Below are 17111 nucleotides of genomic sequence, written 5' to 3' on the forward strand. Positions count from 1 at the left end.
TGAGAAATTAAATTACCATTCTTGAGGTAGAGGTTTTGTTTTGAGACGAGGCTATTTTTTGCGCCCATAGCAGCGCTACGGGCAAAAAAATAACGAAGTATCAAGGCAATAAATCACCTCTCAGAGTGTAAATTTATTTTTGAACAATTCCTAATTACCAAGTAAAGAAACAAACTCAAAAAAATAAAATGAAAAAGGTTTTGGAAGAAGGGCGAGACTTTACGCCACAATTTGAAAAGAGGGGGGGCTTGTTACCTGTAGTTGTACAGGAGCAAGCTTCTGGCAAGGTGTTGATGTTGGGGTATGCCAATGAAGCAGCTTTGCAAGAAACCTTAGATACTGGATATGCCACTTTTTGGAGCACCTCACGTAATGAGCTCTGGACAAAAGGCAAAACTTCGGGCGACTACCTAAAAATAACCCATATATTGACTGATTGTGACCAGGATGCCTTGGTTTATCAGGTAACAATGATGGGTGCAGGGGCTTGTCATACTAAAGATGAAAACAACCAGGCGCGTGTTTCTTGTTTTTACCGAAAGATGGCTTCTGGCAAAACTTTGGAGTTTATAGATAAATAAAAGCACTAAAATGATTATATTGTTACCAAAAATGCCCAAAAAATAAGGTTAGTGATCTTTCATAAATAATTTGAGCCATTAAAGTGTATCTATTGCCCTCATTCTTCTCAAAAAAAAAGCTTCATAGCTTTGGCTATGCACCGTTTTTTTTGAATCGTCTGAGAACAATATATTTTCTTGAATTGGCACATCTTATTTTTTCCAGATCACTTATAGTATAGGGAGCGACAAATTTGCCAGTGTAACAATGGAGCCATGGCAACTCTTTTGAGGGTTTGCTGTGACCTTTTGTGGCATTTTGCGACTACCCTATTAGCTTGTTTAAAATGTGTTATTTTCAATGTCAAAAGTAGAGACTGATTTATACATAAAACCTTTTGCTCACATTGAACAAGTCTTAAAATGAAGCCTGTAAAATATTATGGATAAAACTATTGGAGAAAACACTGCCCACGGTCACCAGGCCAATGACCACACTCATGTACACGAGCCACATCACACACATGACCATCATAGTTGCCAACATGACCACGCCAGTGGGCACTCTCATGTACACCCGGTAACCTCAAACTTAAAGGTAGCTTTCTTTCTCAATTTTTGCTTTACTATTATTGAGCTGATAGGTGGTGTACTTACCAACTCAATGGCCATTATGTCTGATGCCATTCACGACTTGGGCGATACTATAGCCATTGGCTCTGCCTGGTTTATGGAGCGTTACTCAGAAAAAGGTTGCGATGATCGCTACAACTATGGTTACAAACGTTTTTCGCCTTTATCGGCGTTTATTACTTCGGTGATATTGATTGTGGGGTCAGTTTTTATTTTTATCGAAACCATCCCCCGGCTCATTCACCCTGAGGCAGTCAATGCCAAAGGCATGTTGTTGTTGGCCATTTTGGGGGTCACCATGAACGGCTTGGCAGTGTTGCGGCTAAAGTCAGGCAACAACGACTCTATCAATCAAAAAGCAGTGATGTTGCACCTCATGGAAGATGCCTTGGGTTGGGTGGCAGTATTGGTAGGTAGCATAGTAATGTTGTTTGCCGATGTGCCCATTATCGACCCTATCTTATCGTTGTTGATTGCAGTATATATATTATATAATGCCTTTAAAAACCTGCGGGCTATTCTGAATGTGTTTCTACAGGCAGTGCCTCCTAAATTTGACCTGGAGACCACCAAAGAAAAGATTTTGAAAATACCCCATGTAATCGACCTGCACGACGTAAGGGTGTGGTCTATGGATGGCAGCGAGATGATTATGAGCCTACACCTGGTGGTAGAAGAAAACCTCAGCAGTGCCCAGTGTAAGGCGCTTAAGCACGAAGTAAAACACACTTGCCAGCACCTTCACATAGGACATGTTACTTTAGAGCTCGAAACCCTCTCGGAAGGGTGTAAGCTAGTAAAGTAGCCGGGCAAGCTCAGGAAAAACATCTTTGACTGGTTTTTCGTGGTATTTTTTAATACTGGTATATGCCAGCCCTGCCTCAAGATTGAGCAGTACATCTTTTTTGTTTTGGGGGTTAAGTTTTTTAATAGCTTTGACAAAAGTCTTTTCCCCTATTTTGTGTACCAGGGCTACTATTATAGTGCCGTGCCCTAGTACCTTATCCTCTAAGTAAATGCACTATTTATTTAGGATGAGATTTGTTCTCTGACGAACTTCAAAAATTGAGCATAGCCATAGCTACGCGATATTTTTTAAGTAAAGTCAGGGGGCAAACATCGCCGAAATAATGTATCAGGTATTTAGAGGTTGAGGTACTAGCCCAGCCGAAGCATCAAAGGTTTTGAAAGCAAGCCGTTTGATAGATTTTTGATCTTTGTTTACCGCCTGTTGCAACAATTTGCAGTAGGGAAAGTTTTCATCTTTGGCAAAAACCATTGTTTCTTTCCAGATTGCAATACCCGCCACTTGGCTACAGTCACTTTTGACAGCAGCTTGGTTAAATAAGCATACAGATAATACAGTAGCAAAAAAGTGTTGTATCATTTTCAATTAATTTTAGGTGTTGCCTATACCTACGTACTGTAGCAAGAAACGGTAAAGGTGAGGTACTGTTTCATAAGCATTTCAGGGTTTGTCATACACCCAAAAACAACAACCCACTGATGAGCAACATCAACATCCACTGCCCCAACTTGAGGTAATTTTGAGCAAAAGAGCGGGAAATGGCCACCGTTACCAACCAAAACAAAGCATAGCCCAACGTATATATTGCCAGCAACTGTACCACAAAAGCTGGGTGAGGAATCCAATTTGTAAAATTAATCAAGGAAAGTAAAACCGTAAGCATCAGCAAATCAAACGAAATCCAGTGCCACCCACAGCGGGTCATTGTCCAGGTTTCTTGTTTTTTTAGCCAGTGGCTATCATTGCTTGCCGGGGTGATCAGGTGCAGCTCGCGGTCGCCCATAAATGTATGTACTCCAAAGGCGAGCCCACCCAAAATGTTTACGATGATTAAGTAAGTATTCATTTGGTCATTCTTTTATAAGTAGCAGATAGAAAAACTTTGAGCCAACGCCCATCTTTGTAAGTACCCACCTTGTAGGCGTAAGCATTGGGAGAAATTTTTTGCCAACTGTCCCGAAAGCTTTGCCCTTGGTAAGTATAGTCATAATAAAGAAAGTTGCCTTCTACAGTGCAAGTTCCTTGAGTAATGCCACCAAAGACATCAAACTCCCAGAAAACCACCTGTTTTTTGGTGGCATCCCACGCCCTGATTCCCTCATTGCGCAAGCCAAAAGCACCTGTTTTTGGATCAGTAGTGCCAAAGGTTTGCACCTTGACAATGCGCTTATTTAACCCCCAACTATATACTTGTATTTGTCTAAATTTTTTGCCGTTGCCCCAGTCGCCGTTCATTTCCCATTTGTCCTGGGTGAGGTGTTCGAAAAATGCCAGCTGTGGGGTAGCTTGGCTGTAGGCACCAGTTGCCCAGCTCCACAGCACTAAATAAACCATGAGGTGTTTCATATCACTTTTGAGAATAAGTACTTGGCAAAAGTGATGAAAAGGAAAGGAGGAAAATTGTAAAAAATTTACCTCAAGGGTAAATAATGAATATAATCGCCCTTTTCGCGGATAAACTTTTTAGGGCTAAACCCTGCAAACTTCTTAAATTCCTTGATAAAATGCGCCTGGTCATAATAGCCGCAATCATATCCCAAAGCAGTCAATTGCACACCCTGCCCTTGAGCTATGTGCGCTAAAGCAAGATTGAAACGGGTGATTTGCTGGTATTGTTTTGGGCGAAAACCCACGTATTTTTTGAATAGGGCGATCAAGTGTTTTTGCGAATAACCCAATTGTTGGTGGAAATTTTTGAAGGTATGTGTATCGTTGTTTTGGTGAATTTGCCCTAAAGTATAATTGATTGCCTGGGGAGGCAAAAACTCAGCCTTGAAACGTGCCTGCAGCCACCTATAGACCAACTCAAACCGGGTTTCGCTGCTAGGGTTGGCAAGCAGTTGCTCCCTGAGCCGGGCAATGTGTTGCCCAAAGACTAAGTCAGCCTCGATGACCAAATCATTGAGCTCGGTTACCGGAAAGTGTAAAAAAGGATAGGCGCCCTGAGGCAGAAAACGAATAATGAGCATAGAAGTCCCTATGCCCGAATCGATAGAAATATAGCCAGAGTGCATGCCCGACAACCAAGCGTGTTTGTGGGTGCTAATGGGGGTAAGTAAACGATTGTCGTATATGTGTTGGGCAACGCCATGAAGCTCTACAATAAGGTTGAGCGAGCCATCGGGCAAAAGCCGTTCTACTTGGTGGGTGGGGGAGTACTGGTCGTAGAAAAGCACCGATTCTACCAGTTGATTGAGTGGGTAGGGAGGCGTACGTAGATCGAACTGCATGAGGCAATAGTAAAAGAGGCTGTCTCAGTTTTAATACTTGGTAGGTTTCAAAAGTTTGCCAGGTATCAAGTATTTCAAATAGCATATAATGAGACAGCCCCTTAGTATAACTTAATTACTTATTAAACAACTTCTTAAACAAGCCTTTCTTGGCAGGCTTGGCCTCATAACCCGCCTTATAAATTAAATTCGACACCTCCTCAGTGGTCATATTATCCCCCGTTTGTACCGTCAAAGGGCGGTCAGCGTGTTGCAAGTCTACCTGAAACGAATCTATGCGTGCTTCCTGAGCAAATGCTCCCTGAATTTTTTCTTCGCAAGCAGCGCACTTAATATTGGTATGCTCAAATGTATGTGTTTTCATATTTGTCGATGGTTTTCATTGTATAAAACAACAGGGTTTTCTTATAAGTAAAGCGGAAAAAATAAGATGTGCCGTTTTATGGCTCAGGTTATTTTTGTAGGTTTACTAAAAGGCTCTTTAGGAGAATATACCCTAAAAAAAACATATTCCCGCCTCGGGTAGTGTCTCCACGCCCGATCGAAACCTCGTACTTTGCAAGCTTCAGAGAGGTTTCTCATTTTTTATAAGAAAGCCCTGTATAAAACAATACAAATTTATAAATAAAAGCGTTCATTTGATAATCTTTTTGCCTGACAAGGCTTGCACATGTTTTACACCGAGATCGAAGTCGTCTGTTCTAGTTTGCCCTTGAGGTGCACCAAACAGTTGTCTAGTAGGTTGTATATTCGGTAAATACTGATATAAGGAGCCAATTGACTTTTTAACTCTGCTGCTTGTTCCCACTGACTATTAATGATCATGTACACTTCCGTCTGGTGAGCCTCATAGTGTTTCAGTGCTTGACGCATTTGTTTTATATCCACTAGCTCAGGGTGTAGTATTTCTATAATTAATACCTGACCAGGGGTAGACTTTTGGGTAGTAAGTACTACATACCGTTGTTTTTGCACACAACTTACCTGTAGTTGTACATGGTCAGGAAACTGGGCTTCAGCCATTAACCGTGAGATAGAGTTGAGCGCGTATTTTTTAGATATATTGTAGTTGATTTGACGCTTAAAAATAATACTAAGCACCAGCACACTGAGGAACCCAGCCAGGGTAAGGTGACCATATATGCCCACCAATAGTGCAGAAAGGACTAAAATAAATATCACTGCTATTTGTCTTGAGCATAGGGGAGGATTGTCAAGGCATTGGTCTTTAGCCAACGACATCTCATTGAAATCTTTCATAATAAACAAAAATTAGCCTAAAGAACATGGTAAAAAATACAGCTGATGCAGGCATTGCTACCATTGGTTTAGTAGTTTTGCTACAACAGAGCGAAACATAACAACAATTTGTTCGCTATATAGTTTTAACCGATGCTTGTAGGAATTTTGAGTTTATGAAAAAACACATACAAATGATGGAAACGTTTGGCCTTGAGGGTAAGAGAAGCGTGGTGTAGCCATTCGTAATAAGATACTTGAAATTTGTGGGTTTGGTGTGAAACGAGTGCTTTCTGGAGGTGACCAAGCAACCGACGGAGTTTAAGGTTTTCTATTTCACCTTCTTTCTCCTTTTCTTTTTTGTTTTCTTCTTCTTTTTCTGAGGTACTGGACTGTACCAATACTTGCAGAAATTTTTGCCAAAAATTAAGCTCTTTGGTGGGCGAGATGTGACATTCCGTAGAGTTACTGTTCGATGCTGCGTATACCCCCAATGGAAGCGAGCTACGCAAGATCAACAATGTCAGCGTAATGGATAGTATTTTATAAAACGGTTGTTTCATCTGTTCGCCAATGAATTTTAAACAAGCTTTGAATCTATATTACTTCATCAAATACTTGAGTAGACTTTTACAAGTGTACTTTTTTTAATGCCTAATTGCAAATATTATTCTGTAATTTAATCTAAGAAATGCTTTATTAAAATAAAATATTTGTATTTGCCGAGAAAACACAATGTTACATTTGCAAACGCAAGTGTAAGGTCTTAGGTTGACCTAACCAGAGAAAGGCGAAAAAAGGAGAATAAAAAAAGGCTGCACTTCAAACGAAAGAAATATAATCAATGATCATTCAGGATGGGATATAGAATGATTGTCAAAAATAATTGAAGTACAAGCCTTGGAGTTGTTAGTCAGTAGCTTCTACAGCCTCAAGCTTTTAGCAACAAGTCCTTAGATGCCGATGCATATCGGTGCTTCAAGTTTGAGGCTGTTCTGCAAGCATACTACCTACTTCATCATGTATTAATTTTTAAATATTTATAAAATCAGTAGGTAGAAGTGATTGATAAAATTTTAAATTGCCTGGGTAGTAAGGGCTTAAGCTACCAAACTGCGTTCTTTCAAAACAATTTCGAATGGCATATCAAAATCTTCTTTAAAATCTTCGCCAGACTCTATCATGTCCATGTCATCGGGCGAAGCAAACCAGTTGACCATCACATAGCCTTTGGCTGCTTTGTGGTAGCCATCCAATATTTTGAGTATTTCATAAAATCGGCGCGAAGAGCTGGTATTGAAATAAGAAACCTTGAAGTTAAATAGAATGGTTTGGGAGTATTGTTGGGTGTATGCTTCAAGCCAACTGAGGATTGGCTCATAAAAATCCATAGAGTATTCACTGAAAGACTCTCCTGTAATTTCGAACAAACTGTTTTCTATATTAAAAGATACTTGAGGGGTGTAGTATTTTTCGGCAACAAATAAACTTTTCATAACACGATGATTAAATGACTACTGACTATTTTATTTAGTGATTTGTAAGGTTTACAGGTAGTACATTTTACTATCGATATATCTCCCCCCTCAAGTAACTTTTTTCCAAAAAAAATATTTTTTGCTCATACTTAAGCAAAATAGTATCAGTTTCATACAGGACACAACTGCCTTTATACGGGTAAATGATGTTTGCCAACGGTACACTATTAACTACTTTTTGGTGTGTTAAAAGTTTGAAAATCAGGTGATTGAATGGATTATTTTTTAATTAACTTTATTACCTGCCTACCCGCAGAACCTTGCACCACGCATAAATATATGCCATTTGGCAGGTGAGCCATTTCCAGCCTTATTCTATGAATTCCTTGGGGCAATGTGCCCAATTGACGAGATTTGATGGTTTTGCCCGAAAGGTTAGTAATTTGTATTGTCAAACGAGTAGCACCAGTCAGGCTTACTTTTAAAAATAAGTGCTCTTTTATTGGGTTGGGGTAGGCATTGAGCGAGCCAAGTATAGAAGCGGACTGGTGGAGCCCATAGTAAGCGCTCAATTGTTGAATGCTTCCATACAAATTTAGTCTTCCTCCCGATACAGTAAAAGCCTGCAAACCAGCCACTGGATCAACTCCTGCCAAAATACATTGTTTAAGGCGTAAGGCAGTTTGTGCCGGGGCTGCTTTTACCGAGTCCATCAGGCGATTGGCAGGCATGGCATACAACAAAGCAATGGCGCCTGATACATAAGGCGCAGCTGCCGAAGTGCCACCAAAGACCCCGTATGTACCTGTGTTTAAGGTGGTAAAACTATTAAAGCCAGGAGCCGCCAGGTCAATCGATTGTTTTCCATAACCAGCTCCTGTTATTTTTTCGTCAAAATTATTGGTATTGGTTACTGTCACCAAATAGTTACTGGTGCAAGTGGTGGGCATGTCGCCTTCTGTATCTACATTGGTGTTATTATTGGTGGTAGCCGCTACACTAAGCACCCCCACCTTGCCCAGTTCGTCATAAATGGCGCACCACAAAGGAGCATCTGCCGCTTTTAATGAGTCAACCCCCCAGGAAGCATGCGCTACCACCACAAAAGCCCCTTGCTTGCCCCCACTTTCGTTGTATTTTTTGCGCATAGTCAATATATAGTCATACGCCGCAATAATGGACGCCTCATCTTGCCCTTTTACCAACGACATGAGTTTTATTCGCCAGTTTACACCGCTTATTCCTATGCCATTGTTGCCTTCTGCCCCAATGATACCTGCTACTGGAGTACCGTGCCAATGACCAATGCCATCATTATTGACATTATTGGTGTTGGTTTTAAAGTTCCAGCCGAGCACATCATCTATCCAGCCATTTTGGTCGTCATCTATTCCATTATCAGGAATTTCGTGCGTATTTCGCCAAATGTTATGGGTCAAATCTGGGTGACTGTCCAGTACGCCCTCGTCAATTACGGCTACTACAATGGTATCTTGGTGGGTGGTATAGCCTCCCGTATTTATTTGCCAGGCTTCTTCAGCATCAATGTCAATGTCCAATGTGTTTTGATTTATATTGTCATTGACCAGTTGCCACTGTTGGGTATACAATGGATCACTGATGAGGCGACCCCTGGGTTTTGTTAAAAGATGGTTTGTTTGTATGTCTGTAACAGCAGGGAAAGCATGTAGAGCGGTCAAAAATTGAGGCAGGGTTGCCCGGTTTGTATAACGTACACACCATACAGACAGGGTAGGTGCAATGCATCGTACCATTTCAATGGATGGGGCAATCAACGGATGAGTAGTTTTAATTTTTTCAATCAGCTGTTTAAAATCAACCTGAGATATTGTGCGAATCAAAAACTCTTGAGAAGTACTTTCAAGTGTTTGTGCGATCGATTGTTTGGGTTGTACACACCATATAAACAGCCATAACCAGAAAAGAAATTTGTACATCATTGACTTCTTTAGGGAGCAAACAAGAAATAGTATACGCATTTTTAGATGCTATTTTCCGTGAATATCTCGTTACCCCGGCAGTTCCGCCGGGACTAGGAGTTTTTTTCAGCAATAGCTATGGCTATTCCTTCAAAAAATGCCTTATTTCACTCAAAATTTCAACCTAAATTCTGCGTACTTTATTTCTTAATCCCTCCCTTGGTGATTAAAAAAAAGAGGTTGTTTGAAAAAGCAAGCCTTCTCAAAACAACCTCTTTTGATAAAATAATTTTACGCAGTTTTGACTAAGTAAAACTACTACTCAAAATAAGCAGTATAAGCACTTTGTTTTTTAGTCTTTACGTGGAACCTAAACTGGTAGCAAGGGTTTCTGTCTACGCTGTATGATTGGTTGTTAGACAGTTTGTACCATGTAGAAACAATAGTAGACCAAGAACTACCAGAGTTTGGTCTATATTTCAAACCAAAAAACACCCGTCTCCAGACGTTATGACGCTCAATAAAAGCACTTTTGTCAACATTGGCTTGGCTGTAGTGCCAGTAATACTTCCAAGAAGCTCTTGATTGATCGTCAGGGTGGTTAAAAGTAATGGCAATTTTAGAAAATTCTGGAGCTAAAGATCTTTGCATTACTTCAAAAGAAACGTGCTGAGCATTGGCAGCGTTATCTTCTGTTTCGCCGTTTTCTTCGGTACCAGTAGTTTGTGGGCGAGCAATAGTCTCTCCCTTTTTCAAAGCAGTGAAAACAAAGTTTGCTGCAGTATACTGCTCAATCAATGATTTGTCATCGGCAGATACACGCATTACAATTGAGTTTTGACCGCTTTTGTCAAAAACTGTAATGTTTTTAGAAAACTTTTGAGAATCGTTAGCAGCAGGAACGCTTACTTCTTTTTCCGAATTTTTACATGCGTTGAGCATTACAATAAGTGCCAAAGCAAATATTGCTGAAAAGTGAATTCTTTTCATAATGGATGTTAGTTTAGGTTGTAAAAGTATAGGTACTCAATAAAAAGTACCAGAGTTAGTTAAGATTATGCAATAAAGGAAGGTGTTTTTTTTGTGGGTAGCAAGCGTTTTATCATATATTTAATGTTAATTTTTTGTTAAACAACTATTTTTTTGAAACATTTGAATTAAACAAAAATGTGAAATATGATGTAATAAAAAACTTATAATTGCAAATAAGTAATATTGTCAAAATAAAATTTGGAAGTTACTCTAACAATATCACTAAACTACGGTCACATAATCATTACTTGTGCTATAACCTTGGCTTCTTATGCTTAAATCGCCATAGAAAAAATGCGGGTTTCAGGTTTGTTTCTCCACAGGCGAGCATCAAACGCCATACAGATGTTGCGGATAAAAGGCCTGCCTTCAGCTTTTATTTTTATCCCTTCATTGCTTACACTAATCAACCCGTCTTTTTCAAACTCCTCAAGGTGGGGCATCAACCCGTCAAAACCTCCCAGCTTTGCTTCTTCGTTTGTCCATGAGGTTTCCAGCTGACACATGAGGTTTAGTATGTGCTGTCTAATGATGAGGTCTTCAGTATTGAGGTGGTGCCCTCTGAACACGGGCAATTCACCAGAATTGACAAGGTGCTGATACTCTTCTACTTTTTTTACATTTTGGGCAAAAGCATACCAGGAGTCGCTAATGGACGAAACCCCGAGCCCAATCATTAATTGGGTTTTAGAGGAGGTATAACCCATAAAATTGCGATGAAGTCGTTTTTCTTCCAATGCCTGGTACAAATCATCATTAGACAAAGAGAAGTGGTCTAAGCCAATTTCCCGGTACCCTCCACTTTCAAGCAGTTGGCGCCCTTCTTCGTATAATTGACGCTTGGCGGCAGACTTGGGCAAGTCGGTTTCTGAGTAGCCCCTTTGTCCGCTACCTTTGACCCAGGGTACGTGGGCATAGCTATAAAAAGCAATTCTATCGGGTGCCAGTGCTTCTGTTTTGCGAATGGTATCTAACACACTTTCCAGGGTTTGTAGAGGCAAGCCATACACCAAATCGTGATTGATGGAAGTGTACCCTACTGCTTTGCTTTGTTCGTGGGTCAGTTGCACCTGCTCGTAGGGTTGTATTCGTCGAATGGCTTTTTGTACGTTCAAGTCATAGTCTTGAATGCCATAGCTAACCCTTCTGAACCCCAGGTTATACAATACCTGCAAGTGCTCTTTGGTAGTATTGTTGGGGTTGCCCTCAAAGCTAAATAAAGGTGTGTCATCCAGTTCAGTATCGGCTAAGATGCCTTCTATCAGCCAACCTAGGTTTTGGGCGCTAAAAAAAGTAGGGCTGCCACCACCCAAGTGCATTTCTTTGATGCGGGGAGGAGTGTCAAATAAGTCTTTATACATTTGCCACTCTTTGAGTACCGTCTCTAGGTAAGGACGTTCTACCTGATGATTTTTAGTGATGCGTTTGTTACAACCACAAAATGTACAAAGGCTTTCGCAAAAGGGAAGATGTATATACAGGCTGATGCCTTCTTGAGGGTTACTTTCGCGAAATGAGCGGGCAACTGATTGTTTCCATTGGTGGGCAGAAAATCGTTCGTTTTCCCAAAAAGGTACTGTAGGATAACTGGTGTAACGGGGTGCTGGAATGTTGTACTTATCTATCAAATGTTTGTTCATACTTTATGCGTCTTTTATGCCTGTTTTCTGTTACAGACTGCATAATTACACACAAGTACATTACTTTGCTATGACTTTTGTCAGGTATAGAATGTGGTAACCCAAAACCTACAAAAACTGAGTGTTAGCTAAGTAACGTGTTCAAAATAAGTTTCTGTTTTTTAGGGCAAATACGTACAACTGACTGAGGCATTTAGCCTTTGGCAGAGCTCGGCAAAGCGAAGCTTTAGCCATCGGTTTTTGCGCTCAAGGCAACATCCGGGGGATGTTGAGCCAGACCGTGGGACGGTACTACGGGCAATAAAAATAACGAAAGGCAGTAAAGCGAACCGCAGAACGAAGTTCAAGCTCTGCGAAGCTAATTTATTCTAAATCGGACAGCTTCAAAGTCCCGATTTCTTATCGGGGTTATTGTTGAGGGCTACGCCCGAAATCCCGTTTACGGGGCGAACACGTTACTAATTAAACAATTCGTATTGTAATTGACTGATACTTTCCCTCACAAGGCTTGTGAAATGGCTCTATTGTGTTCTGCGATGCATTGCGAAACAATAGAGCAATATAACCATTTAAATAGAGGTGCTTAGAAGGGTTTGCGTGACTCCAGTAATGAACTTAGGGATAAGAAAGTAATTAATTACCCAACTTAAAAAAATGGCATACACACTTGTACTTTGAAACAGTATACTCATTTGCGTCGTGTCTGACCAACAGCGCCTTTCTTTCCGCCGGCGTATGCACTCCTTCGCTAGGGCGACCACAAGGGTAGCCCCTACAATAAACCTCTTGATTTATGCATAAATGTTTGTATATCAATAATTTTAAAAACTTCGCACAACCCTAATTCCGTATGCCAAAAATAGAAGTCAAGGAAGTTATTTTTTTCGCTTCCCTTAAAAGCTCTCGCCAATAGAAATTCCCGCCCAGGGGATAAAGCCAAAGCCCCGTTTGTTGTTGGTTTGTTCGTTGATGGCAATGTCCATAAGAATAGGGGTAAAGCCCACGCGCAAAAACATACCATTGGCTTTTTGCAGGCGGTAACCAATGCGGGCAAAACCCAAGAGTATAAACTTAGGCGTATCTTGACCTATGCTTCTGTATACAACCATATTGCTTACTCCCAATCCGGTTTCTATAAAATGATTTTTTTTACCAAACAAAAGGTTACCTTCCAGTGGAATGATAGGGTAAAGGTAGTTTGCCTCAGAGTTGGTTGCCGGAAACAACCCCACGCCAATTCTAATGCTGGCAGCAAATTTACGGAAGTTAAAAGCCCGGTCATAGTTAACCGAGCCGTATACAGCATTGCCCCCGCCTTCAAGAAAAAAACTGTTTACTTTTTTGATTTTTTTGGGAGAGTAACGATTATACTTTCGTTGTGCCTGAATGCTACCTATGGTCATTACTGACAAGGCAAAGGCAAGGGCTAAGTTTTTCATGTTGTTTATACTATTTTAACTTATTCTACGGTCACCGTTTTGAAACGTTCACAAGCACCATTGCCAAAATCTACAGTAGCTACTTTGCTTACGCTGGCGCTTTCAAAACTAATATTGATAATGCCCTTGGTGGGGTAGTATACCTGGTTGTTCCAGCAAAACATGTCAAATATCAAAGGGTCTTTGCCTATTTCCGGGTCAACTATCGTGTATTTGTTGGTGTTACTTGCCTGCTCAACAATGGTCAAGTGGGTAGTATCCGACCAGTACATGTCATCGCCAATACTGCGGCTTTGCAATCCTTTTATGAGTCCCCTTTCCTGATAGCCACTGCCAAGCATACCATTGGCGTTTAGCTGAAAATTAGTATAGGTTAGTTGTTGTTTGACAGTATCTTCTAGAGTAAAATCACTTGACTTAGACGTGTTTTTGACCGCTATAGTGCCCGACAATGCCTGGCTGTTTAGTTGGAAATTATCAAAGGTGACCGACATTTGGTGCCCCGACGAATAATAGGTAGTAGTGCCTGTCTGTTGCACTATTATTTTGCCACCTCGGGTCTTGTTGGTAATGGCATCCGGGCAATTAGCTTCGCCATAATCAATGCTTATTTGTACCAGGTCATTGCTGGTTTTTACAATGCTTATTTGCGCCTCACAATCGTCAAAGGTGAGGTTTTGTGCCGTAGTAGAGGCAGCCTGTATCTCTTTTTGTGTTCTGAGTAGTACATCGCCCACTATGTTGAGTGCATCATAAGCACTGCTTTGCAAAGCCACGTATTCGTTAATAAAACCTTCGGCTTCTACCAAACTTGGGTTAATGGTTTCCGGGGCTTCTTTTTCGCAGCTATAGAGCGTGAGGCTTGCCAGCACAAACAGGTAAAATATATAATTGAATATTTTCATTGTTATAGGATTAATGCATGCGGTCGCTACGCATCTCAAGGTTCAATATAATGTCGGCTTCTATCTCAAAAAACTCATCCAAACGTTTTTTTACTACTTCTTCGGGTAGGTATTCTTTGGCAAGGTTCACAAAATTTACGTAGTGATTTGCCTCAGAGATCATCAACTCATAGTAAAATTTTTTGAGGTCTTCATCGGCAATTTCTTCTGAGAGCAAACGAAAACGTTCACAACTACGGGCTTCTATAAGCGCACACACGAGTAGTTTGTCTAAAAACTGATCGTTGGGGTGCCCACCTTTGCGAATATGTTTAAGCAAATTAATCACGTACTCATCTTTGCGTTGGCGCCCCAGTTTAAACCCTCGTTTGTTGAGCTCGGCAAGCACCCGCTCAAAGTGCCCCCACTCTTCGGCTACTACTTCTGTCATCATTGCTACCAGCTTCTCTTTTTCGGGGTATTGTACAATGAGCGAAATACACGATGAGGCTGCTTTTTGTTCACAATAAGCGTGGTCTACTAATATGTCTTCGATGTTTTTTTCGGCAATATTGACCCAGCGAGGGTCAGTGGGTAATTTTAATCCTAACATAATCTATTGTGTTAATACTGATAAGTCATCACAAGCCCTTAAATTTGCCTGTTTTTTAGTGATATACAGCAAAGAAGTTGAAACTAAAAATGAACAGGTTGTTCTGAACATTTAATTAAAAAACATCCAGTTAAAGCCCACATTAAAAGCAGAGCGCATACCCACAAAAGTAGGGGTAGTAATATACCCTTGGTTGCTGTTGAATATATGGTTGAGGTGCGACATCTTAAGAAAAACCCTCACCCGTCCAATTTGTACATTAAAAAAGAAATCTACCAAAGCATAAGCCGGAGAGAGGACGTTGTCTTGCAAATAAAACTGCTTGGATACGGGCATATAGGCATCTGCTTTGTATGCTGACTTGTAGTGAACCTCAAAGCCTATTTGCGTATGCATCAATTTGGTAAGCAGGCAGTCTTCGCAATAAATACGCGAATTGACCAGTATTTCAGGCACCCTAAGGTACTCAGTACTGCCCAAAGATTTAGACAACACCGCCTTGGTGCGCATATTTAAACTCCGCCAACGTACGTGAAAATCAACCCCACCACTTGCTATCTGCACCAACTCAGGAGCTTGGGTAGGCAATGCCTGTTCATTAAAATAAATGTAATCGTTGATAAGGGTATAACTACCAAAAGGCCTGGCGGTAAACCAAGAGGTGTGAATGTCATAACTAATAGACGCCTCGTTTGCCAGCATATTGTTGAGGTTGGTACGGTCCCATATAAAGTGATTGCTGGCAAAGCGTTGCTGAGCCAAAGTAGGTGTAGTAAACGAACTTTGCAGTTTTGCTATCAAGCCTCTTGACTCAAAGGCCACCGAAATTCGGTAATCGCTGCGCGCCGTAAGAGCATACTCGGCACTGGCATACAAGCGACTAAATTGGTTGAAGTTGATGCCGAAAGCCCCCCCTAAAAAGAGTTCGGTGTTGTTGGTGTTGATACGGGTAGGAATAGAGTCTAAAGTAAACTGAGGAATTGTCACCCCATTGATAATTAAATCGTCAGTAGCCCTAACTGTCACTCCTTCCACCTGTCCTTCCCTCGAGTGGGTAAGTTTGTATTGGCGTGCCCTGGCGTAGCCTTGGTAATAAATAGGGCCAATACTGCCTTTTACTCCTGCCATATTGTCAAACAAACGATACTTAAAACCTTCGCTGGTGCCGTTGCTGTTGTACACATACATATCGGGGTCGGTAGCAAAAGGTCGGTAAAAATCCTGGTTGGTACTGGTAGTGATGCCCGTATCTTCGTAGTCGTCGCGTTGTCGGCTTAGGTTGAGTATATGAAAAAGCTGCAATTGTTTGAACAACGCATACTCATGGTACAAATGGTGGGTATTTTGGGTTTGCCAACTACGTGCTGTCAGCCCCAGTTGAGAGGCTTCCAGTTCATACCCAAACAAACTATCTACCCTTACTTCTCCATTGGCCAGGGTGTCAGACTCACCCAATACAATACCGCCTTGTTCCTGCACCATCTGGTTGAGGTGAGCAAAATTGTAGAGTAGTCTATAGCGCTTGTTTTTGCTTTGGTAGGCAGCGTGTATTGCCAGGCTATGGTGGTCAGCAGCAAGATCGCGGGTGGTTTCGCCTCCAAACTGTTTGTGGGTGTTTTCGCGTCGGTAAAGCAACCCAATGTTAAATCGTTCATTGATATTACGCGTATAGCGAAAATGAATTTTTTGGTTTCCTCTGGTGTTTTGCCCATATAATGCCTGGGTAAACGGCGAGCGGGTATTAAAATACTTTACCTTGTCAGGGTGAAGCACATAAGGTTGGTAGGCGTCCATTCCCAGCTGGGTGCCTATTTGTTCGGGCATTTGAAAATAAATCGGACGGATAGCCGTACCTATCAGCCCCAGGTCCTGGTACATATTGTCAAGGCGTTGTACCATGTCATACTGATGTGTAGCGTTGAGGCTGGTGTCTACCATACGTAAGGTATCCCGGTTTTGTAATAAGTCTTTTTCCAGAAAAAAGCGGGTAGTTTTAGGACCGTATACATTTTTGGTTGTATCATCCAAAATGGTAGACTGGCTCCAGCTGCTGCATTGAACCCCCACTATAAGCCCCAAAACGAGCCATAACCTACTTATTCTCATATCTCCCAAATACTCCATTAAATATTACTAACTTAAGTAGCTCGTTGAGCCACAAAAAAATATGCTTGTTTATTTAACAATACTCCGCAGTGATTTTAGTCAAAGTTGTTTGCTGATTAACTTTGTTGAGCTCATCAGAGGCTCGGTTATCAGTTATTTCGGCATAAAACCGAAACACTTTTGAAAATAAAGTGAGTACACAATCTTAATTAATATTAAACACTGATTAACTTCGTTGAGCTCACAAGTTCGGTTTACAGTATTTAATAAGGTGAACATCTGCTCGAAT

General features: G+C 41.1%; 17 protein-coding genes. 2 read left to right on the plus strand and 15 right to left on the minus strand.

The window, feature by feature from the left end; genetic code table 11:
• Positions 1-188 precede the first annotated feature (188 nt).
• Together M23134_RS02140 and M23134_RS02145 are read left to right on the plus strand one after the other, a co-directional pair.
• Entirely contained in the window at positions 189-581 is a 393-nt protein-coding gene (locus M23134_RS02140; protein WP_002693440.1) for a phosphoribosyl-AMP cyclohydrolase, read from the plus strand.
• Between the two features lie 421 nt (positions 582-1002).
• The gene (locus tag M23134_RS02145; RefSeq protein WP_002693442.1) at positions 1003-1998 is read left to right on the plus strand and encodes a cation diffusion facilitator family transporter; all 996 of its coding nucleotides are present in this window, start codon (positions 1003-1005) and stop codon (positions 1996-1998) included.
• Positions 1999-2328: 330 nt separating this feature from the next.
• Here M23134_RS02145 and M23134_RS02150 read toward each other — a convergent pair whose 3' ends face one another.
• The 15 genes from M23134_RS02150 to M23134_RS02220 form a co-directional block, all read right to left on the minus strand.
• On the minus strand, positions 2329-2580 hold the full coding sequence (locus M23134_RS02150) for a hypothetical protein (protein ID WP_002693447.1): 252 nt from the start codon (positions 2578-2580) through the stop codon (positions 2329-2331).
• 91 nt (positions 2581-2671) lie between these two features.
• Complete coding sequence (locus M23134_RS02155) at positions 2672-3067, minus strand: hypothetical protein (protein ID WP_002693454.1); 396 nt, start codon at positions 3065-3067, stop codon at positions 2672-2674.
• Positions 3064-3567, minus strand: a complete 504-nt coding sequence (locus tag M23134_RS02160) for a hypothetical protein (RefSeq protein ID WP_002693462.1) — start codon at positions 3565-3567, stop codon at positions 3064-3066. The genes M23134_RS02155 and M23134_RS02160 overlap by 4 nt, the downstream gene beginning before the upstream one ends.
• A gap of 65 nt (positions 3568-3632) precedes the next feature.
• A complete protein-coding gene (locus M23134_RS02165; RefSeq protein ID WP_002693464.1) occupies positions 3633-4451 on the minus strand; it encodes a helix-turn-helix domain-containing protein in 819 nt (272 codons plus the stop codon).
• 115 nt (positions 4452-4566) lie between these two features.
• A complete protein-coding gene (locus M23134_RS02170; protein ID WP_002693466.1) occupies positions 4567-4815 on the minus strand; it encodes a heavy-metal-associated domain-containing protein in 249 nt (82 codons plus the stop codon).
• 311 nt (positions 4816-5126) lie between these two features.
• Positions 5127-5711: a hypothetical protein gene (locus M23134_RS02175; protein ID WP_002693468.1), complete on the minus strand. Its 585-nt coding sequence runs from the start codon at positions 5709-5711 to the stop codon at positions 5127-5129.
• 125 nt (positions 5712-5836) lie between these two features.
• Positions 5837-6253: a hypothetical protein gene (locus tag M23134_RS02180; RefSeq protein ID WP_002693470.1), complete on the minus strand. Its 417-nt coding sequence runs from the start codon at positions 6251-6253 to the stop codon at positions 5837-5839.
• A gap of 537 nt (positions 6254-6790) precedes the next feature.
• On the minus strand, positions 6791-7186 hold the full coding sequence (locus M23134_RS02185) for a DUF1987 domain-containing protein (protein WP_002693472.1): 396 nt from the start codon (positions 7184-7186) through the stop codon (positions 6791-6793).
• A 260-nt stretch (positions 7187-7446) separates the two neighbouring features.
• On the minus strand, positions 7447-9129 hold the full coding sequence (locus M23134_RS02190) for a S8 family serine peptidase (protein WP_198144966.1): 1683 nt from the start codon (positions 9127-9129) through the stop codon (positions 7447-7449).
• A 297-nt stretch (positions 9130-9426) separates the two neighbouring features.
• On the minus strand, positions 9427-10098 hold the full coding sequence (locus M23134_RS02195; protein ID WP_002693477.1) for a hypothetical protein: 672 nt from the start codon (positions 10096-10098) through the stop codon (positions 9427-9429).
• 317 nt (positions 10099-10415) lie between these two features.
• Entirely contained in the window at positions 10416-11780 is a 1365-nt protein-coding gene (hemN, locus tag M23134_RS02200) for an oxygen-independent coproporphyrinogen III oxidase (protein ID WP_002693484.1), read from the minus strand.
• An 893-nt stretch (positions 11781-12673) separates the two neighbouring features.
• Positions 12674-13219: a hypothetical protein gene (locus M23134_RS02205; RefSeq protein ID WP_002693485.1), complete on the minus strand. Its 546-nt coding sequence runs from the start codon at positions 13217-13219 to the stop codon at positions 12674-12676.
• A 20-nt stretch (positions 13220-13239) separates the two neighbouring features.
• Positions 13240-14124 carry a hypothetical protein gene (locus tag M23134_RS02210; RefSeq protein WP_002693487.1) on the minus strand — a complete coding sequence of 295 codons (885 nt, stop codon included), beginning with the start codon at positions 14122-14124 and terminating at the stop codon, positions 13240-13242.
• Between the two features lie 10 nt (positions 14125-14134).
• A complete protein-coding gene (miaE, locus tag M23134_RS02215; protein WP_002693489.1) occupies positions 14135-14716 on the minus strand; it encodes a tRNA-(ms[2]io[6]A)-hydroxylase in 582 nt (193 codons plus the stop codon).
• Positions 14717-14827: 111 nt separating this feature from the next.
• Positions 14828-16840: a putative porin gene (locus M23134_RS02220; RefSeq protein WP_002693491.1), complete on the minus strand. Its 2013-nt coding sequence runs from the start codon at positions 16838-16840 to the stop codon at positions 14828-14830.
• Between the last annotated feature and the right edge of the window lie 271 nt (positions 16841-17111).

The organism is Microscilla marina ATCC 23134, from assembly GCF_000169175.1.
Taxonomy (GTDB): Bacteria; Bacteroidota; Bacteroidia; order Cytophagales; family Microscillaceae; genus Microscilla; species Microscilla marina.